Source organism: Shewanella youngdeokensis (genome assembly GCF_033180165.1).
Lineage (GTDB): Bacteria > Pseudomonadota > Gammaproteobacteria > Enterobacterales > Shewanellaceae > Shewanella > Shewanella youngdeokensis.
On the sequence record NZ_CP136522.1, the window covers coordinates 2,063,404 to 2,090,403 of the forward strand.

Below are 27,000 nucleotides of genomic sequence, written 5' to 3' on the forward strand. Positions count from 1 at the left end.
TAACAATGTCTACATTGGTTTCAGCAAGACCCTTACAACTATTGCACGGGCTTAAAATATGCTTGAAAAAGATGAATATTCATCGATCAAGCTTACACAAATGACAGCAGCTTAGGTGATATCCCAATTTTTTTCAAAAATAGCTTTAATGACTTGGTAGTCTTGAGTCCCAATTAGGGCTTCTAATTTGGCTTCTTTTTGTTGTTTTATGGCATTGAACTGCTTACTTAACAATAATCCCTTTTCCGTAGGGGTTACTATTTTATCGCGGCGGTTAGACTCTGATGTGGTCAGCTCGATATAGCCTAGGTTGATTAACTGTTTCACATGCTTATGTGCAGCTTGACGGCTAATTGCCATATAACGAGCTGTTTCACTGACACTCATGGGCTTAAAGGCAACAAGAGAGATCAGAAAAACCTCAATAGATGAAAAATGGTCGTCACATTGTTCATCTATCGTACTCATCATATTATGACGAAGCTGTTTATGTTTTTCACTGATTAAGTCAACAACACCAAGTGTTTTTAAGAAATCTACATTTATCATAGTAATCACCAATATTTTCTTACAATTTATATAATCCCGGTGTGATTGTCAATTTTGTTGACAATCAAAGTTGTAACCCATAAACTAATGTCAATAAAGTTGACAATAACTATGTTGTTGTACTTTAAGATCTTAACTAAGAGGGAAGTATGGGTAAGAATAGATTTGAAAATTTTGTATTTGCATCAATGGTTTGTTTTGCAATGGTTTTTGGTATGACCATTTATAATACAATTCTAACCACTCCAGCAGGTGGAAGCTTTGTAGAAGAATTTCAATTTGGTGCTTTTTTATGTGTGTTTGCATTAGCGTTAGTGCTCGAACTTATTTTTGTATCACCTATTGTTAGAGCGATTGTCAAAAAAGTCACAAATGAGAAAACACCTTTCATTCGTAAAATTATGACTATGTCGTTATTGATGATTTTTTTCATGTGCACAATGATGTCACTTATTGCGACCTTGTTTCAAGGTTATGAAGGGTCACTTTTAGACGCTTATACCCATATGTGGATGATGAATATTGTGGTTGCGTTACCATTACAGATATTTATTATTGGTCCGATTATTCGTAAAGTATTTTTCACGATTTTCCCAATCGTACCGCCACAGCCTGTTGAGCCATCAGTTCAGCAAGAAGACTGCTGTAACTAAACTTTATAAAGCTACTTTATAAAAAAAATGCCGATAAGTTAAACTTATCGGCATTTTTGTTTATGGTACTCATTAAAGTACGTGCTTGTTTTTTTACGGAGTAAAATTTTGTTGGTCGTAGCTCAGACATCTATAACTCAGCTTTGACATGAAATATTTATACATTTAGACATATCACATGAGTATTTCATTTAATGCAATATCGGCATGGCTCACCATCAATTTCTTAGAACATGTATGAGTATTTATTTTTGTCAACTTTGTTGACAAAAATGAGGGCTCACCCTAAACTACGTCAACAAAGTTGACAATAATTTTGTTGTTCAACTTTAATGTCTAAGAGGGAAGTATGGGGAAGAATAGATTTGAAAATTTAGTATTTGCATCAATGGTTTGTTTTGCAATGGTTTTTGGTATGACTATTTATAATGCAATTCTAACCACCCAAGCTGGCGGGAGCTTGATGGAAGCGTTGAATTTTGTTGCTTTTTTATGTGTATTCGCAGTGGCTTTAATACTAGAACTCATTATTATTGCACCAATTGTTAGAGCGATTGTAAAAAGAATTACTGATGAAAATACACCGTTTTTCAGAAAGATTATGACTATGTCATTATTAATGACCTTCTTTATGTGCACAATGATGTCATTTATTGCCACCTTGCTTCAAGGCTACGAAGGTTCACTTTTAAACGCTTATATTCATATGTGGATGATGAATGTGATCGTTGCTTATCCATTATCGATTTTTATTGTGGGGCCTGTTGTACGCAAGTTGTTCTTTATGATGTTCCCAATCGATAGACCTGTGCCTGCTGCTGGATAAATTTCTCATAACCTCTGCGGTAGCTGTACTTGTTTAAAAAGCCTGTCTCTAACATAGCGCGTTCAAATAAGCGTTACTGCTTATATTTAAGTGGGTAATGGCTAGGTTATAGAGCACTGAGCGTGGAAACGTTCAGTGCTTTTTTTATCTGGAAGCATAAAGATATGTATATCAGCTTACTTCAGTTTAGTCGGCAACTTCCAATCCATAGGTAACTCAAGCCAACTTAACTGTGTGTCTAACGAGGTTATTGTGGGGCACCGGATACGAGTTGTAGCACTTTAGCAGTCTTTGCTATCGCTACTATTTCTAAGCGAACTTGGTTGTAAGCTACTAGCAATAAATCCCATAGTTGCTGCCTTACATTATCAACAAATTCTTCTGCAGGGGAGTATGAACATCAACATCATTTCAATGGTTGTTGGTACCCATATAAGCTGCAATTTTAAAGTGATTATTAATTTGGCGATCTCAATCACCAGCACACAAAATGTAAATGGCTCAAGCAACGGCAGGTTAACCCAGGTACTGGGATTAATTTAATTATGTGAATAACAAATGCACCAGCACATTGTGCAATGATACCTTTTAGCGCTGTAAGTGCTGGTTGCTAGCTTCGGGCAGCTTTTGTAGTGGAGCCTCAAAACAATTTGAGAACATTGAGGCAGTAAACGTTATAGGCTCTAACTAAGTGCAGTGACTTTAAGAGCCTATATTTCAGCTGTTACAGGCTAGAATACCGTTGATTCGGCATTTTTTATAAACTTATCCGCAACACTTTTTAAATTTTTTATCACTACCACATGGGCAAGGCTCGTTACGGTTAGGCAACTTTTCAAACCGTGTCGTTTGTGGTTTGTTGAGGACGCCCATTAGATCAACAATATTTTCTTCAACAGTCGCATCGATAGTGATATTGCCTACCAGTTGGTGCTCTGCAAGTAACTGCGTGATCTCGGCTGAGCGTGCTTCGTTTGGCACTGTCAGTAATAGAGGATTGACATCAGTGCCGATTTTAGCGACTCGTTTAGTGTTGTAGCCATAGCTTTCATGTTTTGGCTTCGGAGTCTTTCGACCTTTAAAAAAGAATTTGTCTGACATCGGTACTCAGCTCTAGTGATAAAAATGTAATTGGACGCATGCTTATACAGTAAAATCGATTGATTGGATATCGACTTGGGTCAACTTTTACTTAAATTTGCTAAACAGCTCCGCTTTTTGACGTAAATAATGCGAGTACGTCATTTTTGCCTATTCTGTATTATGGTTATGTTACTTTTGCATTGCGCTAAATAGTGTGGTTTTTTTGTCACTCAGCGCTGTAGCAATAATGCTTGTTGATTAACTGCATATTAATCAAATGGAGAGACATTCGACTTTTTGCTATATCCGTTAGCCTAAAAAGTTTGTTAAAATTGAATAAAATTAAAGGAGAGCGTTATTTATGCCAGTTTATGTAGTGGGCCACAAAATCCCTGATTCTGATTCAATTTGTGGTGCAATCGCACTAGCACATCTTAGAAACCAAATTGGAGAAACATCTGTTGCTTCTCGTTTAGGTGATTTGTCACCTGAAACCGCATTTATTTTAGATAAATTTGGTTTTGATGCGCCAGAGCTTAAAATGAGCTATGCAGGTGAAGAAGTTTATATTGTTGATCATTCTGAAGTGACCCAAGCACCTGATGATATAGCCGAAGCTACGATTGTGGGTATTGTTGATCACCATAAACTTGGCGATCTAACAACTTCGACTCCGCTTGAATGCTGGATCCGTCCAGTCGGTTGTAGCAACACCATTATTAAAATGATGTATGACTTTTTTAATGTTGAAATTCCACAAGATATCGCTGGAATTATGCTATGTGCGATTTTGAGTGACACCGTGATTTTTAAATCACCAACTTGTACAACTGCCGACATAAAATGTGTTGAAGACTTAGCTAAGATTGCTGGTATTACAGACTTTAAAGCTTTAGGCATGGAGATGTTTAAAGTTAAATCAGCTGTTGAAGGTACACCAGCGCGCGATCTCGTTATGCGTGATTTTAAAGACTTTAATATGAACGATAACCTAGTTGGCATTGGTCAACTTGAAGTTATTGATTTATCAGTATTTGATGACATTAAAGCGGATCTTGTTGCTGATATTGCAGCACTTAAAGCGGAAGGCAATCGCCACAGCGTTTTACTGTTGTTGACTGATATCATGAAAGAAGGTTCTGAAGTACTTATCGTCAGTGACGATATTGCAATTATTGAATCTGCTTATGATAAGCAATCTGCAGACGGTAAAATGTGGTTAGATGGCGTACTGAGCCGTAAAAAGCAAGTTGTTCCGCCTCTACAAGCGGCATTTGCTTAATGTGACAGCGCAAAGTCATTAGCGCTACGTAAGTGTTAAAAATGCCGAACAAGTGTTCGGCATTTTATTTTTTAGCGTGTTGTGTGCATCATTATTGTATAGCGGCGCTTAATTTGGCTTAGTTTCTGTAGGTTGTTTTTTATCTTTTTGCAGTGATTGCAATTTAAGCTGCGCTTTACCCAGCAAGCTATTGGGGCTATAAAGCCCTTTGCTGTTAACTTTACCAACTTCAATACTCGTCAGTAGTTCAATCGCTTGGTTTACGTGCGTGATAGCCCAAATGTGGAACTTACCTTGTTTAACCGCGTCTACAATATCCGAGCGTAACATTAAGTTATGGATGTTAGACGCTGGAATAATCACACCTTGGCTATGTTTTCGCCCCTTAATTTTGCAGACGTCAAAGAAGCCTTCAATTTTTTCATTCACGCCGCCAATGGGTTGAGATTCGCCAAACTGGTTCATTGAGCCTGTAATTGCAATATCTTGACGTAGTGGTTGATCGGCAAATGACGACAACATCGCACAGAGTTCTGCCATCGTGGCACTGTCACCGTCTACGCCACCGTAAGATTGCTCAAAGGTGATATGAGTTGACAATGGGATCCGCGCTGTTTTGCCTAAAATTGACGCGATGTAGGCTGTTAAAATCAACACACCTTTTGAATGGATACTGCCGCTGAGCTCTACAGTACGTTCAATATCAAACACATGGCCGTCGCCAAATGATGTGGTTGCAGTAATACGACTAGGCGCACCAAATTGGTAGTCAGTTGTCGACATCACCGATAAAGCGTTTACTTGACCAACCTGTTTTCCTTCGGTGGTGATTAATGTTGTACCGTTAATAAAGGTCTGCATGTAGTCATCTTTAGCACGGCACATGCGCTTTTCTTTGTTGGCTAAAGCTTGCTCAACATGGCTGGTGCGGATCATATTGGAATTTACTGCGCGGGCGCAATAATTAGCTTCGCGTAGTAAGTTGGCAGTATCGACGGAGTGCAGTGATAACATATTTTGGTCATCAGCTTGTCGAGCACTAAACTCTATGACCCTGGCAATCGCTTTGCGATCGCAATGTAGCATCTTACTGGTATTGACAATGCTAGAGATAAATTGAGCGTAGTGTATTTCTGAGTCACTGGTTCGAGGCATTGAATCTTCAAAGTCGGCAGTTACTCTAAACAGCTCTGTAAATTCGGCATCATACTGTTGCAATAATTTATAGGTAGCATAATCACCAAATAAGATGATTTTCACATCTAGCGGGATCGCTTCGGGATCGAGTGAAATAGTACCAGACAAGGTAACTTCACGCTCAAGTGAGGTTAAACTCAGTTTTCGTGACCGTAGAGCCCGCTTTAAACCATCCCAAACATATGGGTGTTCTAAAACTTTGACGGCATCGATCATCAATACTCCGCCATTGGCCTTGTGCAAGCTACCGGGGCGAATATGCGAAAAGTCAGTAAACACTGTTCCTTTGTAAGTGGCTGTTTCAACATAGCCAAATATCGTATGGTAGTTAGGAGATTCTTCAACAATGATGGGTTGGTAAGCAGACTCTTGAGCAACCAAAACATTAATTTGATAACGCCTTGGTAGCTTTTTACTCATCGACGCATAGGCGAGGGCGGCTTGCTCCTCGTTTTCTTCAAGAAAAATGTCCAGGTTATCTAAAATGTCTTTGTGCATAGCCTTAATGTAGCTTTTTACATTGGCTTGATCTTTATAGCGTTCGTGTAATGGCGCGAGTGCATGCGACAACACCTCTTCAGCAACTTGTTCATCATGCTTTTGTTGTTTATCAGAATAATCATCTTCCCAAATGGTTATTTGGCGAACTATGCCTCGTAATTGACCTTCAAGATGACTAATTGCTGTTTGTAAGGTTTTTTGCTCTGTTGCCGACAATGCCAGGTAGCTTTCTTCTGAATGGGGTTGTTCGCCGTTCATTGCAACCAGTTCATAGTTGCCTTGTGCTGATATTGACAGCGCAATCCCCCGGCTTTTGGCTTCTTCCGTTAGAACTTTAAGCGCGTCTTCTTGTTTAGTAGCCAGTTGATTTTTAAGTTTGTCAGTACGAGAGAAATACATTTCGTTATCGAAGGCTAATGGCAAGCTTTTGGATAACTTTTTCATTAATTGTTCTATTGCTTTTTTAAACGCTAAGCCAGTACCCGCTGGCAGTTTTAATACTTTGGGGCTGCGGGTATCGTCAAAATTGACCACATAGCACCAATCATAAAGTGTGCGAGTATTCGGTTTGTCTTTTTGCCGACTTAGGTGACGCAATACCATGGTGCGCTTGCCCAAGCCATTACGGCCTAAGGCATAAATATTGTAGCCTTTTTCTTTCATAGACAGCGCAAACTCAACCGCTTGTTGAGCGCGTTCTTGGCCAACGATTTTATCTAGTGGTTCTAATTGCTTGGTGGACTTGCAACTGGCATCGAGTTGACTAAGGTCTGTAGCACGATAGAGTCGATCACTGCTAAGAGGGGGTACTGACATCGTCTGTCCTCTGACAAAGGTTAATAATTCCACTTTATACAGTTAGATAGTATTAATCCGCAAACTATTAACAAGAATTTACAAAAAGCTCATTATCCAAGCTTAACTGCTGTTAAAGTAGCCAAACTAGCACGGGATGGGCGAATAACTAAGGTTACGCTTAACTATTTTGGTTGAGTTTTGAAAGGAATGTTTGAAAATCACGTTAAAAGGTAATTTTTAATGGCAAATCTAAGTCCAAATATACATTTCAATAGCGCAGTGCTGACATGAAGGGCAACTCAAGGTCAAACAAGAAACGATTTAAACTTGGTAGGTGTTTGTATTTACACTACACCACAAAATGAGGTTCAGGTTTAGTGTTACATGTAGCGCGAAAATTGGTTGCAGGCCATAAATTTAGTGGCCTGCAACAAGATGTATATTGATTAGCTATGCGGGCTGTTAACGTTACAAGCCTTTTAAGTATTGGGCTCTAGTCGAGCTTGATAGAGCACTGTGCAATGCCGTTACGCGAGGGTCGATAACTTTATTACGTCTGTCACTTTGAGTCTTTATCGCTTCAGTCGGCTGTGAAACAAAAGGTTGTTCAAGCAGCGCTGTAAATTTGTTAATTAACTCAGCTTTAGTCCAAGTAAACTGGCTGTGGGTTTCAATGCCACGTAGATCTAACATTACGTGGTCAAATTGTTGTGGTAAGTCAGTGACGATTTCTGGATTAAAGAAATGTTCAGCGCCAATGAGGTTGTTATGTTCGCGGCGCTTTTTATCAATGATGAAATCAATGCCTTTAATATTGGTCATGCTAGCGTGTTTTTTACACACGGATAAGCACGCTTGATCCATGATGGTTTTATCGCAACCTGTGGTTTGTAAAAACAAACACTGACGGCTAGTCATTAGCAAAATAGGGTGCAGGGCACTGTAGTGTAAAGTGAAGTTTTCTGGCGGTTTAATCGCTTTTATTTGTTGTGAATTTAATTCATTAGAAAGGTAGGCGCCGACACAGCCTTGCTGCTGCAAACTGTCCAGAGCGAACGAGTTACTGGTGTTTAAATGCGGCCCTGCAATCCATTTTATGCCTTGTTTAAATGCAACAAAGCCAATGCCGGTATTGTTACTCACAATTAACTGTTGTGGTATGTGCTTTAGTAAGTTTTCAACTACCTCAAAATCTGGCTGCATTACAATCGCGCCAAACCAGGGGATGAGTTCGGGGTTGCTATTAAATAGTGTAACGAGTTTATCGGCTTCGGGTTCAATTGCGTCAGGTATCGCATAATAAAAACGCACATTTTTAAGTGCATTTGTTAGTTTAAGTTGTTGATATAGCACGAGGTCGCGGCGATTAGATATTAACACTGATAGCTGAGTTTTATTATCGGCATCAGTGCTTAATTCTGAAACGGACGTTGTTTGCGTACTCGCACTACTGGTTTTGACAGTATTACTGACTTGATTGGCTTGTCGTTGACGGCGAATATCAGCAAATTCAATCGGTTTTATAATTGTTTTGTTGCCATTTAAATAGGTCATGATGGCCAATTTCATGGTGGTTAATTCTTTAAAGGGCAAATAGATCGACTCAGCCAAAGTGTCACAATCAATGGTGCTTAAAGTGAAGTGACTTGAATTCATAGCAAAGCGTTGAGATAGCTCTTGTTTTGTCATCACGTACTTGTCTGGCGCCGTTAAGCTGCTGGTGGATGTTACGCTAAAGCTGGCGACATCACTGCCTGTCTTGTACACGTCGATGCGTAATGGTTGCAATAAATCGCCAGTTATCTTGAGTTCTATACTCGGTTTGCTGATATCAAGTGCAGCAATTTGCTGAGCAACCGTATTGATAATTACTGTTTTATCATCATAAAGGCGCTGCTTTACAGACTGAATTTGTGCGTCGTTTGGATTTTTTTGCCCGGCAGTTAACCGACTAAAGTGTTGCACGGCATTATCGCGTGGGTTATCAATATACATTGATTTGCCAACCGTGCCACTTAGGTAACCGTTGGTAAAATCGCGATTAAAAACGGTGTACAGTGCTGTTTTATCTGTTGATAAACGCTGCTGCTGTTGAAGGCTTGTTAGTTGTTGCCGCCAAGTATTAATCACACTATATACGTAATGCGATTTCTTAATTCGACCTTCAACTTTTAATGAATCAACGCCGGCATCGACTAAGGCTTCTAGATCATCAAATGCAGAATTATCTTTTAAGTTAAGCGGAAAATCTGCACCAACCTCAGTGCGTTGGTATTGATCTCGGCAAGGCTGGCTGCAACGGCCACGGTTGCCAGAATTGCCGCCATGAGCTGAACTAAAATAACATAAACCCGAAAAACCAATACAGTTAGAGCCATGCACGAACACTTCAGTGAGCATATTAAGTTCATGGGCTTTATTAGATAATTGCTTAATTTCAGTTAGATTAAGCTCTCTTGATAGGTTGGCTCGGGTGGCACCCATCTCATTTAAAAACGACAATTGCCCAGTGTTATGAGTGGTTAATTGGGTAGAGGCATGCACGTCTAAAGTAGGAAAATATCTCTTTATTATTTCAAATACACCCAAGTCTTGTACTATAACGCCGTCAATATCGGTATTAACTAATTGATTTAACAGTTTGAATAACGCAGGTAGCTCATGTTCAAGTACAATAATGTTTAAGGTAAGAAACAGTTGGCAGTCGTGTTGGTGCGCGACTCTTAGTAAGCCACAGAGTTGGTCAAAATTAAGGTTTTCTGCACGTTTACGCGCATTGAAATTATCTAGACCACAGTAGACGGCGTCAGCGCCAGCCACAATTGCAGCTTTTATTGACTCTATATCTCCGCCTGGGGCAAGTAATTCAATTTTTCTCACAATACATTCAACCTAATCTTCATTATTAACCAACAACCCATAGAGTTTAGTATGCTAGTGGGTTACTTTGAGGTGCGGATTTTAGTGGCTTGTTTAGCAAGTGGCTATGGCGCATGTTTAACTTATCGCTAAACTATGAAGTAGATCGACTTTAACGCATTTATGCAGCTATACATAAAGTGCTAATTAGTCGTTTTTTTGTACTTAACTCAGGGCCGTCAGCACAAAATGAATTAAAAAACGTAATTAAGCTATTTTAACGGATCGCTATAATTGTATTACAGTTAAAAACCTCCTAGGATCACACGCAATACCCCCAATTAAGACTAGAGTCATGACTAACAATACCCAACCTAAAGGCACACAGCTTGCGCTGTATTTTATTTACGACAGTCATTGTCCATGGAGCTATGCTACGACTCCGCTTGTTAATGCATTGAGCGAAGCCTTTCCAAAAATGGCGCTACATTTATTGCACTGTAGTCATTTTGATGGCTCTGATAGCGCGGGCCTTGATCAAGTTGATAGGATTAAAAACATAGCCAAGGTTAAGTTTGGACGTGAGCATATTCGTTATGCCAATAGCCCTAAAGACTCGAGTAAAGTGGCAAACTTAATGGCTTGGTTAGATACCAAACAGCCAAAAAAAATGCTCAATGTTTTGAATGAAGTCCAAAAGGCGCACTTTGTTGAAGGTAACCCGCTGACAAGTAAGCATGACTTTAGTGAACTACTCGATACCTTAAAGCTGTCACCTTCAAACAAAGTGTTTAAAGATGGGTTGATTAGCGATGCAGAACAAATACTGGCTGGTATTGCAGAAATTTATGATGTAATTGGTACCACTTCTTTCCCTGTGTTATTACTGACAGTTGATGAGCAAGGAATTTTTATCGATCACTCTCAGCATTTGTCGGCGCCAGAAACCGTGGTCGACACGGTATTAGAAGAGATGAAAAACCTAGATTAAGCTAAAACCAGCATAAAGTTTGTAGACTATTACAAGCTTTATGCTGTGCATCCCAGCTACCGTTTAACTCGGTTTTACCGAGCCATACACATCAATTGTTAAGCTTCTTTCATTCACATAGTTTGCCGGTGTTAAGCCAATCTGTTTTTTCAGTTGCCTGATCAAATGAGGCTGATCACTAAATCCAAATTTTAGAGCTACATCGACCCAATCAATACTCGCTGCGTCTTTTTGGTACAGGTAGGTTAGCATCGCTTCTAGTTTGGTCATTGATTGATATTGCTTCATGGTCAGCCCTGTTACTTTGGTAAAGCTGCGTTCGAGGGTTCTTTGTGAGCAGTGCAGTTTATCGCTAAGATTTGTAATGGGGCAGGTGTCTAATAAGGCTATTGCTTTACGGGCCATAGCGCTGTGCTGATCTTCCGTCGCCTTGTTGAGCCATGGTAATAATAGCCTATCAAGTTGCGCAACACACGAGTGTGGCTTGTCGCGCCCCGTTTGCAGTAGCGACTCAATACATAATAGGTTATCACTTGCTAAGTGTTCAACATTAGCGCTCTGTACGTTATCTAAAATCGGGTGGCAGTAGTGTGTTATTGGCAGCGAATATAATGCGCCAACTTTAAATTTAACCCCCAAATAGATAAAGGCCTCAGTATGATCAAGTTCAAATGTTTGCTGGTGGGGAAACAGCCAATGACTACCAATACCTTGGAGTATGTTGCTGCCATATTGGTACTGATAGCCTTGCAGCGCCGGCGTAATAATTAAATGTGCACTTGGATCTGGATTGAGTTTTGGGTAAGCGAAAGCCGCGTTTAAATCGAGTTTTTCAATAAGCCAATAGCATTCAATATACTTGGCCACCGCAGTACTTTTTGGAAAATGTATCCATTGCAACATGCTTAAAACCACCACGAAAATGTATGGCCGTATTATAGGTTAAACAGCCAAAGCAAGGCAGCTGTAATTTAGATTTATTGGGCGCTCACTAAATGCCAAATAGTTGTATTAATTCGATGAGCTTGTTGGTATGAATTTGCACTGAATTACCCGAATAGAAGCCGGTAATAAATAGATTATTCTGTTTAAAAAGTATATTAATGTAAGTTCTAATATTATTACCTATCAATTATTCCCACCGAGTAACAGAAAATTAAATTTCAGATTAATGATCTAGATCAGAACAAATCAATAAATTGCTTAGAAATCGACCTGCTCACAACATAGAATCAACATTAACCTAATGGTATTAACCGTTGCCAGCTTTACGTTATGCATGGCTATTGATGCGGGCTTTAAACATAAAGCTTGCATGTGATAACCATTTTTACGTGGGCAGTGCTAAAGGTTTGTCGTATAGCAGCAGTTTGATTATATCGAGCAAAAAACATATTTATAACAGGAGTGTTAATATGCTTTTTAATTGTTTCTTTTCTAAAAGTGTCTCCCACTATTTAAAAGTACTTAACCGTGCTAGGTCGACACTAGGCAAATTAGATAACTGCACTTTTGTAAGCAGACGACAAAAACGAAGCACTCCATTGTTAAAACATATGCGCTATTCTGCGCCGTTACTGGCTGTTTTCATCTCATCTCCGGTGCACAGCCTGAGTAGCTGCTTGGTGCCTTACGTTGAGACCAGAGACACTGAATCGATACTTATTTATGGGACTAACAATTATTTTACTGATCGATTTGGTACTGGAATCCATAGCATTTTAAGGGTGGGACTTGCTGATTCAATAGTGGTGGATGGATGGTCCCCTGAATTTGATAAATACCCTACTGGGACCTTGATTGAGGAAGGGGAGTATACCTTTGAAACAGGGGATGACTGCCCTGCGATTACAGCTCAATGGTCAGCAGATACTGGGTGGAGTACCTCTTTCATCAATACGGCACCGGAGGTTATTGATTTACCGAGTGAATATACAATATTAAAAAATAATACCAATACCTTAGCACTTAACAATACAGAGTTTTATGATGCTCAATATGATCACGCTAAAATCACCTTTACCGTAGGTAGTGGAGTGCTCATTGTTAATGAGATAGATGAGTCTCTTTATCCTTTATTTTATGATGGTTCAGGGTCATCAACTCTCGATATCAGCATCATGGGTTTTCAGAATATGTTTGCCCACGATTTTTTCGAGCATATATCGGTAACGCCTGAGGTAGATTCTGTTGAAGATATCATCTTATCCGTCACCATGACCGATGGCGATCTTACTAGTGAGGTGGTTACTAGTACTTTGCATGTAGTGCCCATTATTATCTCTGCCGTGGCAACTAAACCTACCTTTATTAAAAATGGCCCTGCGGTTAGCCTATTTAACGCAACCAGCATTACAATGTCAGCAGTCGAGCGTAATGTAACGGCTTTAACGGTGGCAGTCGCGGGGCTTGACAACACTACCAACGAAATTCTTACCTTTGATGGCAGCGACATTGCGCTGCAAGATGGTGCTAGTGGGATCACTGCAGGTAACAACTTTAGCTACTTAGTGAGCCTTAATACGGCAATTGATACGGCAACAACCACTGCCACAGTAACCCTTTCAAATGGCAGTATCACTAGCGAGTCCATGGCGGCCCTAATTGATAGTATGGGTTATCGGCATCTTGATGATAACCCTTCGAGCACCGAGCGAGTGATTACATTAACAGCGATCGCTGATGATGGTGGCACCGACAGCGATGTTGCCACTATTGCGATAAGTTCTACAGTGGTTATCCAACCTCGCTGCTTGGTGCCTTACGTTGTGACTTCAGACTCTGAATCGGTATTTTGGTATGGGTACGTCAATTATTTTACTGATGAGAGTCGATATTTGGAAACTAAAGGTTTAGCAGACATGTTCGTAGTATCACTTGCTGATTCAAAAGTGACAATTTCAGATTTTAGTGAATACCCTACTGGGACCTTGATTGAGGAAGGGGAGTATACCATTGAAACAGGTGATAGGATTGGAGCAGGGCATAACTGTGCGATTACAGCTCAATGGTCAGCAGATACTGGGTGGAGTACCTCCTTCATCAATACGGCGCCAGAGATTATTGATTTACCAAGTGAATATACAATATTAAAAAATAATACCAATACCTTAGCACTTAACAATACAGAGTTTTATGATGCTCAATATGATAACGCTAAAATCACCTTTACCGTAGGTAGTGGAGTGCTCAGTGCTGAGCCTGTTACTAATGATTTTGGGTTTTATGATGGTTTAGGCACTCCTACTCTCGATATCGGTATCGACGGTTATTATTATATGTTTGCCAGGGGGTTTTTCGAGAATATATCGGTAACGCCTGAGGTAGATTCTGTTGAAGATATCATCTTATCCGTCACCATGACCGATGGCGATCTTACTAGTGAGGTGGTTACTAGTACTTTGCATGTTGTGCCCATTATTATCTCTGCCGCGGCAACTGAACCTACCTATATTGAAAATGGCCCAGCGGTCAGCCTATACAACGCAACCAGCATTACAATGTCAGCAGTCGAGCGTAATGTAACGGCTTTAACCGTAGCAGTCGCGGGGCTTGACAACACCACTAACGAAATTCTTACCTTTGATGGCAGCGACATTGCGCTGCAAGACGGTGCGAGTGGGATCACTGCAGATAACAACTTTAGCTACTTAGTGAGCCTTAATACGGCAATTGATACGGCAACAACCACTGCCACAGTAACCCTTTCAAATGGCAGTATCACTAGCGAGTCCATGGCGGCCCTAATTGATAGTATGGGTTATCAGCATCTTGATGATAACCCTTCGAGCACCGAGCGAGTGATTACATTAACAGCTATCGCCGATGATGGTGGCACCGACAGCGATGTTGCCACTATTGCGATAAGTTCTACAGTGGTTATCCAACCTGTGAATGATGCTGCACTGTTCAGCGGTGATTTAAGTTTTACTATGGTAGAGGATGGTCCAGCCGTTACATCGAAAATCGATATAAACGATGTTGATGACGACCATCTTTTTGTTGTACAGGAGAACATTTCTACACAGTATGGCATTTTTGACCTCGATGTCGATGGTTATTGGGGTTATGAAATCAGTGAAACCAACACCACAGTACAAGCACTCCCCCAAGATGCAGTATTAACTGACATCATCACAATACAAGCAATTGATGGCACGTATGGACAAGTGGTTATCACTATTACTGGTGTTAACGGTATTGCGACTATCACCGGTGTCTCCATCGGTGCGGCGACTGAAGATAATGACGTGTTAATTACTGGCCAGTTGTTAATTGACGATGAAGACAGTAATCAAGCGGCCTTTGTGGTACAAGACGGCACAGCCGGAAGCTATGGCCAATTTAGCTTAACAGTAGCGGGTAACTGGAGTTATGACTTAGACAATGGGCTGGCAGCAGTGCAAGCACTGGCTGATGGCGCGACCGCAACCGACAGCTTTACCGCTATGTCAGTTGATGGTACAGGCTCACAAGTGGTGACGATTACCATTACTGGGGTGAATGGCATTGCGGTTATTACCGGCACATCTACCGGTGCGGCAACCGAAGATAATGACGTGTTAATTACTGGCCAGTTGTTAATTGATGATGAAGACAGTAATGAAGCGGCCTTTGTGGTACAAGACGGCACAGCCGGAAGCTATGGACAATTTAGCTTAACTCATGATGGTTGGTGGAATTATCAGTTAAAGAACTCTTGGGCTAGTGTGCAAGCACTGGCTGATGGCGCGACCGCAACCGACAGCTTTACCGCTATGGCAGTCGATGGTACAGGCTCGCAAGTGGTAACGGTAACCATTACCGGGGTGAATGGCATTGCGGTTATTACCGGCACTTCCACCGGTGCAGCAACCGAAGATAATGACGTGTTAATTACTGGCCAGTTGTCAATTGAGGATGAAGACAGTAATGAAGCGGCCTTTGTGGTACAAGACGGCACAGCCGGAAGCTATGGACAATTTAGCTTAACTCATGATGGTTGGTGGAATTATCAGTTAAAGAACTCTTGGGCTAGTGTGCAAGCACTGGCTGATGGCGCGACCGCAACCGACAGCTTTACCGCTATGGCAGTCGATGGTACAGGCTCGCAAGTGGTGACGATTACCATTACTGGGGTGAATGGGATCCCTACAATTACCGGCACTTCCATCGGGGCAGCAACCGAAGATAATGACGTGTTAATTACTGGGCAGTTGTCAATTGATGATGAAGACAGTAATGAAGCGGCCTTTGTGGTACAAGACGGCACAGCCGGAAGCTATGGACAATTTAGCTTAACTCATGATGGTTGGTGGAATTATCAGTTAAAGAACTCTTGGGCTAGTGTGCAAGCACTGGCTGATGGCGCGACCGCAACCGACAGCTTTACCGCTATGGCAGTCGATGGTACAGGCTCGCAAGTGGTAACGGTAACCATTACCGGGGTGAATGGCATTGCGGTTATTACCGGCACTTCCACCGGTGCAGCAACCGAAGATAATGACGTGTTAATTACTGGGCAGTTGTCAATTGATGATGAAGACAGTAATGAAGCGGCCTTTGTGGTACAAGACGGCACAGCCGGAACCTATGGCCAATTTAGCTTAACAGTAGCGGGTAACTGGAGTTATGACTTAGACAATGGGCTGGCAGCAGTGCAAGCACTGGCTGATGGCGCGACCTTAACCGACAGCTTTACCGCTATGTCAGTCGATGGTACAGGCTCGCAAGTGGTAACGGTAACCATTACTGGGGTGAACGGGATCCCTACGATCACCGGCACCTCCATCGGTGCGGCAACTGAAGATAATGACGTGTTAATTACTGGCCAGTTGTTAATTGACGATGAAGACAGTAATCAAGCAGAGTTCGTTGCACAAAACTTTACCGACGGAAGCTATGGCCAATTTAGCTTAACAGTAGCGGGTAACTGGAGTTATGACTTAGACAATGGGCTGGCAGCAGTGCAAGCACTGGCTGATGGCGCGACCTTAACCGACAGCTTTACCGCTATGTCAGTTGATGGTACAGGCTCACAAGTGGTGACGATTACCATTACTGGGGTGAATGGCATTGCGGTTATTACCGGCACATCTACCGGTGCGGCAACCGAAGATAATGACGTGTTAATTACTGGCCAGTTGTTAATTGATGATGAAGACAGCAATCAAGCGGCCTTTGTGGTACAAGACGGAACCGACGGAAGCTATGGCCAATTTAGCTTAACAGTAGCGGGTAACTGGAGTTATGACTTAGACAATGGCCTGGAAGCAGTGCAAGCATTGGCTGATGGCGCGACCTTAACCGACAGTTTTACCGCTATGTCAGTTGATGGTACAGGCTCGCAAGTGGTAACGGTAACCATTACTGGGGTGAACGGGATCCCTACGATCACCGGCACCTCCACCGGCGCAGCAACCGAAGATAATGACAGCTTAATTACTGGCCAGTTGTCAATTGACGATGAAGACAGCAATCAAGCTGAATTTGTTGTACAAGACGGCACAGCCGGAAGCTATGGCCAATTTAGCTTAACAGTGGCGGGGAACTGGAGTTATGACTTAGACAATGGGCTGGCAGCAGTGCAAGCACTGGCTGATGGCGTGACCTTAACCGACAGCTTTACCGCTATGTCAGTTGATGGTACAGGCTCACAAGTGGTGACGATTACCATTACTGGGGTGAATGGCATTGCGGTTATTACCGGCACATCTACCGGTGCGGCTACTGAAGATAATGACGTCTTAATTACTGGGCAGTTGTCAATTGATGATGAAGACAGTAATGAAGCAGAGTTCGTTGTACAAAACCTTACCGACGGAAGCTATGGCCAATTTAGCTTAACAGCCGCGGGTAACTGGAGTTATGACTTAGACAATGGTCTGGCAGCAGTGCAAGCACTGGCTGATGGCGCGACCTTAACTGACAGCTTTACCGCTATGTCAGTCGATGGTACAGGCTCGCAAGTGGTGACGGTAACCATTACTGGGGTGAATGGCATTGCAACGATCACCGGCACTTCCACCGGGGCAGCAACTGAAGATAATGACGTGTTAATTACTGGCCAGTTGTTAATTGATGATGAAGACAGCAATCAAGCTGAATTTGTTGTACAAAACTTTACCGACGGAAGCTATGGCCAATTTAGCTTAACAGTAGCGGGTAACTGGAGTTATGACTTAGACAATGGGCTGGCAGCAGTGCAAGCACTGGCTGATGGCGCGACCTTAACCGACAGCTTTACCGCTATGTCAGTCGATGGTACTGACTCGCAAGTGGTAACGGTAACCATTACTGGGGTGAATGGGATCCCTACGATCACCGGCACCTCCACCGGTGCAGCAACCGAAGATAATGACAGCTTAATTACTGGCCAGTTGTCAATTGACGATGAAGACAGTAATGAAGCGGCCTTTGTGGTACAAGACGGAACCGACGGAAGCTATGGCCAATTTAGCTTAACAGTGGCGGGTAACTGGAGTTATGACTTAGACAATGGGCTGGCAGCAGTGCAAGCACTGGCTGATGGCGCGACCTTAACCGACAGCTTTACCGCTATGTCAGTTGATGGTACAGGCTCGCAAGTGGTGACGGTAACCATTACCGGGGTGAATGGCATTGCGGTTATTACCGGCACTTCCACCGGTGCAGCAACCGAAGATAATGACGTGTTAATTACTGGGCAGTTGTCAATTGATGATGAAGACAGTAATGAAGCGGCCTTTGTGGTACAAGACGGCACAGCCGGAACCTATGGCCAATTTAGCTTAACAGTAGCGGGTAACTGGAGTTATGACTTAGACAATGGGCTGGCAGCAGTGCAAGCACTGGCTGATGGCGCGACCTTAACCGACAGTTTTACCGCTATGTCAGTTGATGGTACAGGCTCGCAAGTGGTAACGGTAACCATTACTGGGGTGAACGGGATCCCTACGATCACCGGCACTTCCACCGGCGCAGCAACCGAAGATAATGACGTGTTAATTACTGGGCAGTTGTTAATTAACGATGAAGACAGTAATGAAGCTGAATTTGTTGCACAGAACCTGACAGCCGGAAGCTATGGCCAATTTAGCTTAACAGTAGCGGGTAACTGGAGTTATGACTTAGACAATGGGCTGGCAGCAGTGCAAGCACTGGCTGATGGCGCGACCTTAACCGACAGCTTTACCGCTATGTCAGTCGATGGTACAGGCTCGCAAGTGGTAACGGTAACCATTACTGGGGTGAATGGCATTGCGGTTATTACCGGCACTTCCACCGGGGCAGCAACTGAAGATAATGACGTGTTAATTACTGGCCAGTTGTCAATTGACGATGAAGACAGCAATCAAGCAGAGTTCGTTGCACAGAACCTGACAGCCGGAAGCTATGGCCAATTTAGCTTAACAGTAGCGGGTAACTGGAGTTATGACTTAGACAATGGGCTGGAAGCAGTGCAAGCACTGGCTGATGGCGCGACCTTAACCGACAGCTTTACCGCTATGGCAGTCGATGGTACAGGCTCACAAGTAGTGACGGTAACCATTACCGGGGTGAATGGGATCCCTACGATCACCGGCACTTCCACCGGTGCAGCAACCGAAGATAATGACAGCTTAATTACTGGCCAGTTGTTAATTAACGATGAAGACAGTAATCAAGCTGAATTTGTTGTACAAGACGGAACCGACGGAAGCTATGGCCAATTTAGCTTAACAGTAGCGGGTAACTGGAGTTATGACTTAGACAATGGGCTGGCAGCAGTGCAAGCACTGGCTGATGGCGCGACCTTAACCGACAGTTTTACCGCTATGTCAGTTGATGGTACAGGCTCGCAAGTGGTAACGGTAACCATTACTGGGGTGAACGGGATCCCTACGATCACCGGCACCTCCACCGGCGCAGCAACCGAAGATAATGACAGCTTAATTACTGGGCAGTTGTCAATTGACGATGAAGACAGCAATCAAGCGGCCTTTGTGGTACAAGACGGAACCGACGGAAGCTATGGCCAATTTAGCTTAACAGTAGCGGGTAACTGGAGTTATGACTTAGACAATGGGCTGGAAGCAGTGCAAGCACTGGCTGATGGCGCGACCTTAACCGACAGCTTTACCGCTATGTCAGTTGATGGTACAGGCTCACAAGTGGTAACGGTAACCATTACTGGGGTGAACGGGATCCCTACGATCACCGGCACTTCCACCGGCGCAGCAACCGAAGATAATGACGTGTTAATTACTGGGCAGTTGTCAATTGAGGATGAAGACAGTAATGAAGCGGCCTTTGTGGTACAAGACGGCACAGCCGGAAGCTATGGACAATTTAGCTTAACTCATGATGGTTGGTGGAATTATCAGTTAAAGAACTCTTGGGCTAGTGTGCAAGCACTGGCTGATGGCGCGACCGCAACCGACAGCTTTACCGCTATGGCAGTCGATGGTACAGGCTCGCAAGTGGTGACGGTAACCATTACTGGGGTGAACGGGATCCCTACGATCACCGGCACCTCCACCGGCGCAGCAACCGAAGATAATGACAGCTTAATTACTGGGCTGTTGTCAATTGACGATGAAGACAGTAATGAAGCGGCCTTTGTGGTACAAGACGGAACCGACGGAAGCTATGGCCAATTTAGCTTAACTCATGATGGTTGGTGGAATTATCAGTTAAAGAACTCTTGGGCTAGTGTGCAAGCACTGGCTGATGGCGCGACCGCAACCGACAGCTTTACCGCTATGGCAGTCGATGGTACAGGCTCGCAAGTGGTGACGGTAACCATTACTGGGGTGAACGGGATCCCTACGATCACCGGCACCTCCACCGGCGCAGCAACCGAAGATAATGACAGCTTAATTACTGGGCTGTTGTCAATTGACGATGAAGACAGTAATGAAGCGGCCTTTGTGGTACAAGACGGAACCGACGGAAGCTATGGCCAATTTAGCTTAACAGTGGCGGGTAACTGGAGTTATGACTTAGACAATGGGCTGGCAGCAGTGCAAGCACTGGCTGATGGCGCGACCTTAACCGACAGCTTTACCGCTATGTCAGTTGATGGTACAGGCTCGCAAGTGGTGACGGTAACCATTACTGGGGTGAATGGCATTGCAACGATCACCGGTACCTCCACCGGTGCGGCAACTGAAGATAATGACAGTTTAATTACTGGCCAGTTGTTAATTGACGATGAAGACAGCAATCAAGCTGAATTTGTTGTACAAGACGGAACCGACGGAACCTATGGCCAATTTAGCTTAACAGTAGCGGGTAACTGGAGTTATGACTTAGACAATGGGCTGGCAGCAGTGCAAGCATTGGCTGATGGCGCGACCTTAACCGACAGCTTTACCGCTATGTCAGTCGATGGTACAGGCTCGCAAGTGGTAACGGTAACCATTACTGGGGTGAATGGCATTGCAACGATCACCGGCACCTCCACCGGTGCAGCAACCGAAGATAATGACAGCTTAATTACTGGCCAGTTGTCAATTGACGATGAAGACAGTAATGAAGCGGCCTTTGTGGTACAAGACGGAACCGACGGAAGCTATGGCCAATTTAGCTTAACAGTGGCGGGTAACTGGAGTTATGACTTAGACAATGGGCTGGCAGCAGTGCAAGCACTGGCTGATGGCGCGACCTTAACCGACAGCTTTACCGCTATGTCAGTTGATGGTACAGGCTCGCAAGTGGTGACGGTAACCATTACTGGGGTGAATGGCATTGCAACGATCACCGGCACTTCCACCGGGGCAGCAACTGAAGATAATGACGTGTTAATTACTGGCCAGTTGTTAATTGACGATGAAGACAGTAATCAAGCTGAATTTGTTGCACAGAACCTGACAGCCGGAAGCTATGGCCAATTTAGCTTAACAGTAGCGGGTAACTGGAGTTATGACTTAGACAATGGGCTGGCAGCAGTGCAAGCACTGGCTGATGGCGCGACCTTAACCGACAGCTTTACCGCTATGTCAGTTGATGGTACAGGCTCACAAGTGGTGACGGTAACCATTACCGGTGTGAATGGCATTGCGGTTATTACCGGCACCTCCACCGGTGCAGCAACTGAAGATAATGACGTGTTAATTACTGGCCAGTTGTTAATTGACGATGAAGATAGCAATCAAGCACTGTTCGTAGCACAAAACTTGACTGCCGGAACCTATGGCCAATTTAGCTTAACAGCCGCGGGTAACTGGAGTTATGACTTAGACAATGGGCTGGCTGCAGTGCAAGCACTGGCGGATGGCGCGACCTTAACTGACAGCTTTACCGCTATGGCAGTCGATGGTACAGGCTCGCAAGTGGTGACGGTAACCATTACTGGGGTGAATGGCATTGCAACGATCACCGGTACCTCCACCGGTGCGGCAACTGAAGATAATGACAGTTTAATTACTGGCCAGTTGTCAATTGACGATGAAGACAGCAATCAAGCTGAATTTGTTGTACAAGACGGCACAGCCGGAAGCTATGGACAATTTAGCTTAACAGTGGCGGGTAACTGGAGTTATGACTTAGACAATGGGCTGGCAGCAGTGCAAGCACTGGCTGATGGCGCGACCTTAACCGACAGCTTTACCGCTATGTCAGTTGATGGTACAGGCTCGCAAGTGGTGACGGTAACCATTACTGGGGTGAATGGCATTGCAACGATCACCGGTACCTCCACCGGTGCGGCAACTGAAGATAATGACAGTTTAATTACTGGCCAGTTGTTAATTGACGATGAAGACAGCAATCAAGCTGAATTTGTTGTACAAGACGGAACCGACGGAACCTATGGCCAATTTAGCTTAACAGTAGCGGGTAACTGGAGTTATGACTTAGACAATGGGCTGGCAGCAGTGCAAGCATTGGCTGATGGCGCGACCTTAACCGACAGCTTTACCGCTATGTCAGTCGATGGTACAGGCTCGCAAGTGGTAACGGTAACCATTACTGGGGTGAATGGCATTGCAACGATCACCGGCACCTCCACCGGTGCAGCAACCGAAGATAATGACAGCTTAATTACTGGCCAGTTGTCAATTGACGATGAAGACAGTAATGAAGCGGCCTTTGTGGTACAAGACGGAACCGACGGAAGCTATGGCCAATTTAGCTTAACAGTGGCGGGTAACTGGAGTTATGACTTAGACAATGGGCTGGCAGCAGTGCAAGCACTGGCTGATGGCGCGACCTTAACCGACAGCTTTACCGCTATGTCAGTTGATGGTACAGGCTCGCAAGTGGTGACGGTAACCATTACTGGGGTGAATGGCATTGCAACGATCACCGGCACTTCCACCGGGGCAGCAACTGAAGATAATGACGTGTTAATTACTGGCCAGTTGTTAATTGACGATGAAGACAGTAATCAAGCTGAATTTGTTGCACAGAACCTGACAGCCGGAAGCTATGGCCAATTTAGCTTAACAGTAGCGGGTAACTGGAGTTATGACTTAGACAATGGGCTGGCAGCAGTGCAAGCACTGGCTGATGGCGCGACCTTAACCGACAGCTTTACCGCTATGTCAGTCGATGGTACAGGCTCGCAAGTGGTGACGATTACCATTACCGGTGTGAATGGCATTGCGGTTATTACCGGCACTTCCACCGGAACTTTAACTGAGGACGATGTAACGACAGTAACGGGAGAACTTAAAATATCAGATGAAGATGCTGATCAAGCGGTGTTCATCAGTCAGGAAAATACGATTGGTGATTATGGATTTTTCTCTCTGACTTTCAGTGGTAGCTGGAGTTATCAAATTGATATTGCCAACTTGGCTGTGCAGCTATTACATGAAGGAGAAAGCTTAACAGATAGCTTTACGGTGAGCTCTATTGACGGTTCAGACACTCAAATAGTGACTGTAACTATTACTGGTGTTAACGGCATTGCGATAATTGCTGGTACGGCAGTGGCTGATCTTGATGAAGATAGTACAAAACTTATTACAGGTCAGTTGTTGATCACCGACGAGGATAGAGGTGAAAATATTTTTGTTGCGCAAACAGAGGTATTGGGTCAATACGGCGCGTTTAGCATTGATAGCTTAGGTCATTGGTCGTTTGATTTAGACACCGGAAACATAAATGTTCAAAAAATGACAGCGCTTGAATTACTTACCGATAGTTTTACCGTTGAGTCTATTGATGGTACTGGACAGCAAGTGGTCACGGTTACAATTTACGGTGTAAATGATGCTCCAATTGCTGTTAATGATACTGTCACCTTGGACTACAGTGTTGATAACCGTTATGTCATTGATGTATTAGCTAATGACAGTGATATTGATGGTGACACCTTAAGCGTGATTGCTGGTAGTGCAACGATCGGAGATGTGACGGTAGAAGACAATAAACTGGTGTATCAACCTCATATGGTTGTGCAAGGAAGTGTTCAGTTGACTTACGTCATTGATGACAACACACGCCAGGCTAATAGTACTGCTGAAGGAATGGTAGAACTTAATATTATTGTTGATGTTGACGCGCTAATGCCTGTTATTACGCCACCTGAAGACATAGTGATTAATGCCACTGGTTTATATACTAAGGCTGATTTAGGTGTTGCACAGGCTATTGATAAAGCTGGTGTTATTATTCCCGCGTCTTTGATTAATAGCAGTACGATGTTTAAACCAGGTCGTCACGTAGCTTATTGGCAAGCAATTGATAATGATGGTTTTGAAACAACGGCAACACAAAATGTAGTTGTAAATCCCATTATTTCAATTAGTAATGATATGGAAGTGGCTGAAGGTAATAATGTTGATATTACGGTACATTTAAATGGAGATGCACCGAGTTACCCAGTAACGGTGCCATACCATGTAAGTGGCACAGCCAATAATACTGACCACGACTTGACCAATGGCGAAGTGGTGATAAACGACGGTTTAGTCGGCCATATCAATTTTACCGTATTCGGTGATGAGCTCGATGAGGGTACTGAAAGTATTAAGATTACTTTAGATAGTGAACTCAATCTTGGTACACATTCAAGTGTTAATGTGTCAATTGTAGAGCGCAATATAGCACCTCAAGTCACTGTTAAAGTAATGCAAAATAACGAAACACGCTCGTTGGTTGAACGCAATCAGCAAGAGATTGTTTTTGTCGCTGATGTCAGTGATGCAAATAGTGTTGATTCGCACACTTACCAGTGGACATCTGCTGACGATCTGCAAATTAATTCTGCTGATGAAGAGGGACGCTTTACCCTGTCCAGTGCCGATTTACCACTGGGGGTTACCAAGCTGATATTAACGGTAACTGATAATGGTTCGCCGGCATTAATAACACAACAAGAGGTATATATAGAAGTCATTGAAGCTTTGGTTGAGTTAACAATGGCAGATACAGATGGAGATTTAATACCAGATGTTCAAGAAGGTTTTGGTGATGAAGATAGTGATGGTATTCCTGATTATTTAGATGTGGCAAGTGCGTGTAATGTGATGCCTGAAATTGTTACCGAGCCAGACTCTTTCTTAGTTGAGGGCGAGGCAGGTGTTTGTTTACGTAAAGGGTCAACCGTTGCCAGTAATAAGTCAGGTGCAATTCAGTTAGAGCCCGAAGAGCTGCTTGCAGATGAGAGCATGGTTAATAGTGGCGGTATATTTGACTTTATTGCTTATGGTTTACCAATGGTTGGTCAATCCTACAGTATTGTATTACCGCAGTTAGTGCCCATTCCTGAGGGGGCTGTTTACCGTAAATACTCTGGATCTAAAGGATGGTTTAACTTTGTTGTGGATAATTTAAACAATTATTCATCCAGTAAAGGGGAACTTGGTTTTTGCCCTCCACCTCAAAGCGAAGACTGGACTACAGGCCTGACTGCTGGGCATTGGTGTGTACAACTTACAATAGAAGATGGTGGTCCTAATGATGACGATGGAGTGGCAAATGGCAGTATTGTGGACCCCGGCGGTGTGGCTGTTAATGTCAGCACTAATCATGCCCCTACAGTAACTGGTGAAGAAGTCTTGATGGCATGGAACACAGTACAAGTGATAAACGTACTGGACAATGACAGCGATATTGATGGAGATAGCTTAAGCATCATGTCTGAAAGTGTGAGTGTTGACTTTGGCGAGGTTGATATTAGTGGTGATACATTGATTTATACTCCAGCCGAAGGCTATTTTGGCTCCGCGACTATCTATTATGGCGTTAGTGATGATAACGGTGGCAGTAGTTATGCCATGGTCAATGTCAACGTGATTGGTAACCAAGAGCCTATAGCAAATAATGACACAGCAAGTACTAATGACCGTACGCCGATTACAGTCAATGTATTAGCAAATGATACTGACTCAGATGTTGGGGATCTATTAACAGTGAGTCGAGCTGTAGCTGTGCAAGGGGCGGTGGTGATAAATGCCGACAGCACATTAACTTATACTCCCAAAGCAGGATTTGAAGGTGAGGATGTTATAACTTACATCATTGATGACGGCCATTATGGACAAGCCACTGCGCAGTTGAAAGTTAACATCAAAGCTTATGAAACTGTGGTGATATCGAATGGTTCGTCTGGTGGAGCTGTAGGCTTGTTATCATTATTGTTGAGTGGATTTATGTTGTTAATACGTAAGCTAAAATTACAAAAATTACCCGCTATGGTTGTTGCCGTTTTAGCATTAACTACGCTGAATACTAGTTGCTTGGCTGGTTGGCAAGTAAACGGCGCAGTTGGGTATGCAAATGCTAATAACAGTGAACTCACCTCATATTTTCGCAACGGCCAAGTCAGTTATTATAATGACACCGACCTCAGTTGGCAGTTAGGTGTTGCATATCGGCTTGATAATGATTTAATTTTTTCGGTCAGCTATCTAGACATGGGAGAGGGAAAAGCAACAATCACGGCTGACTCGTTAGATCCTGTGCAATATCATAAAGATATGGCACTAATTACTCCGGTACTTGCAAATGGTTATGACTTTGGTGTGAGTTATGAGTTTTGGCAATTGCAAGATGTTGGTTTTGCCATTCAAGGGGGATTTTTTGCTTGGCAAGCTGATTTGTTAAGTGAATATGAGCAGCAAACTATTCGTCACGAAAAAAATGGGTTTGATAGCTATTTTGGTCTTGAAGCGATTTATAGCTTGTCGCAACAATGGCAAATAAGCGTAGGGTTCAAGCGCTATCATTTAACTTATAATGATGTCGACAATTCTTACATTAGCTTGGGTTATAACTTTTAGTTTTACTTGAATAATACCTCAATAGCATTGTTTTATAAGATTATGATTCAATGCTATTTTTGTTGGATTAACCAATCGCTTCCAGTCTA

At 43.2% G+C, this 27,000-nt stretch carries 10 protein-coding genes; 5 read left to right on the forward strand and 5 right to left on the reverse strand.

Annotated features, from left to right (window positions below):
* Positions 1-111: 111 nt before the first annotated feature.
* Positions 112-549, reverse strand: a complete 438-nt coding sequence (locus RGE70_RS08915; protein WP_310471107.1) for a MarR family winged helix-turn-helix transcriptional regulator — start codon at positions 547-549, stop codon at positions 112-114.
* A 149-nt stretch (positions 550-698) separates the two neighbouring features.
* Between RGE70_RS08915 and RGE70_RS08920 the strand changes: the two genes are divergently transcribed.
* Together RGE70_RS08920 and RGE70_RS08925 are read left to right on the forward strand one after the other, a co-directional pair.
* On the forward strand, positions 699-1,202 hold the full coding sequence (locus tag RGE70_RS08920; RefSeq protein ID WP_310471108.1) for a DUF2798 domain-containing protein: 504 nt from the start codon (positions 699-701) through the stop codon (positions 1,200-1,202).
* 349 nt (positions 1,203-1,551) lie between these two features.
* Complete coding sequence (locus RGE70_RS08925) at positions 1,552-2,028, forward strand: DUF2798 domain-containing protein (protein ID WP_310471109.1); 477 nt, start codon at positions 1,552-1,554, stop codon at positions 2,026-2,028.
* A gap of 765 nt (positions 2,029-2,793) precedes the next feature.
* Here RGE70_RS08925 and RGE70_RS08930 read toward each other — a convergent pair.
* Positions 2,794-3,129 carry a PBPRA1643 family SWIM/SEC-C metal-binding motif protein gene (locus tag RGE70_RS08930; protein WP_310471110.1) on the reverse strand — a complete coding sequence of 112 codons (336 nt, stop codon included), beginning with the start codon at positions 3,127-3,129 and terminating at the stop codon, positions 2,794-2,796.
* A 343-nt stretch (positions 3,130-3,472) separates the two neighbouring features.
* On the opposite strand from RGE70_RS08930, the gene RGE70_RS08935 reads away from it, so the two are divergent.
* Positions 3,473-4,393 carry a manganese-dependent inorganic pyrophosphatase gene (locus tag RGE70_RS08935; RefSeq protein ID WP_310471112.1) on the forward strand — a complete coding sequence of 307 codons (921 nt, stop codon included), beginning with the start codon at positions 3,473-3,475 and terminating at the stop codon, positions 4,391-4,393.
* Between the two features lie 108 nt (positions 4,394-4,501).
* On the opposite strand, the gene RGE70_RS08940 is transcribed toward RGE70_RS08935, so the two are convergent.
* Together RGE70_RS08940 and RGE70_RS08945 are read right to left on the reverse strand one after the other, a co-directional pair.
* Positions 4,502-6,907: a Lon protease family protein gene (locus RGE70_RS08940; protein ID WP_310471113.1), complete on the reverse strand. Its 2,406-nt coding sequence runs from the start codon at positions 6,905-6,907 to the stop codon at positions 4,502-4,504.
* A gap of 450 nt (positions 6,908-7,357) precedes the next feature.
* A complete protein-coding gene (locus RGE70_RS08945; RefSeq protein WP_310471114.1) occupies positions 7,358-9,769 on the reverse strand; it encodes a peptidase U32 family protein in 2,412 nt (803 codons plus the stop codon).
* A gap of 334 nt (positions 9,770-10,103) precedes the next feature.
* Here RGE70_RS08945 and RGE70_RS08950 point away from each other — a divergent pair, with 334 nt between their 5' ends.
* Entirely contained in the window at positions 10,104-10,739 is a 636-nt protein-coding gene (locus tag RGE70_RS08950; RefSeq protein WP_310471115.1) for a protein-disulfide isomerase, read from the forward strand.
* A 63-nt stretch (positions 10,740-10,802) separates the two neighbouring features.
* Here the strand turns inward: RGE70_RS08950 and RGE70_RS08955 are convergent, their stop codons facing one another.
* Positions 10,803-11,642 carry a helix-turn-helix domain-containing protein gene (locus tag RGE70_RS08955; RefSeq protein ID WP_310471116.1) on the reverse strand — a complete coding sequence of 280 codons (840 nt, stop codon included), beginning with the start codon at positions 11,640-11,642 and terminating at the stop codon, positions 10,803-10,805.
* Between the two features lie 641 nt (positions 11,643-12,283).
* Between RGE70_RS08955 and RGE70_RS08960 the strand changes: the two genes are divergently transcribed.
* Positions 12,284-26,911, forward strand: a complete 14,628-nt coding sequence (locus RGE70_RS08960; protein WP_375087918.1) for a VCBS domain-containing protein — start codon at positions 12,284-12,286, stop codon at positions 26,909-26,911.
* Positions 26,912-27,000 lie beyond the last annotated feature (89 nt).

Bases quoted from the DNA above. Each gene is read 5' to 3' on its own strand.
- RGE70_RS08915 (WP_310471107.1), bottom strand. From the start codon at position 549: ATGATAAATGTAGATTTCTTAAAAACACTTGGTGTTGTTGACTTAATC.
- RGE70_RS08920 (WP_310471108.1), top strand. From the start codon at position 699: ATGGGTAAGAATAGATTTGAAAATTTTGTATTTGCATCAATGGTTTGT.
- RGE70_RS08925 (WP_310471109.1), top strand. From the start codon at position 1,552: ATGGGGAAGAATAGATTTGAAAATTTAGTATTTGCATCAATGGTTTGT.
- RGE70_RS08930 (WP_310471110.1), bottom strand. From the start codon at position 3,129: ATGTCAGACAAATTCTTTTTTAAAGGTCGAAAGACTCCGAAGCCAAAA.
- RGE70_RS08935 (WP_310471112.1), top strand. From the start codon at position 3,473: ATGCCAGTTTATGTAGTGGGCCACAAAATCCCTGATTCTGATTCAATT.
- RGE70_RS08940 (WP_310471113.1), bottom strand. From the start codon at position 6,907: ATGTCAGTACCCCCTCTTAGCAGTGATCGACTCTATCGTGCTACAGAC.
- RGE70_RS08950 (WP_310471115.1), top strand. From the start codon at position 10,104: ATGACTAACAATACCCAACCTAAAGGCACACAGCTTGCGCTGTATTTT.
- RGE70_RS08955 (WP_310471116.1), bottom strand. From the start codon at position 11,642: ATGTTGCAATGGATACATTTTCCAAAAAGTACTGCGGTGGCCAAGTAT.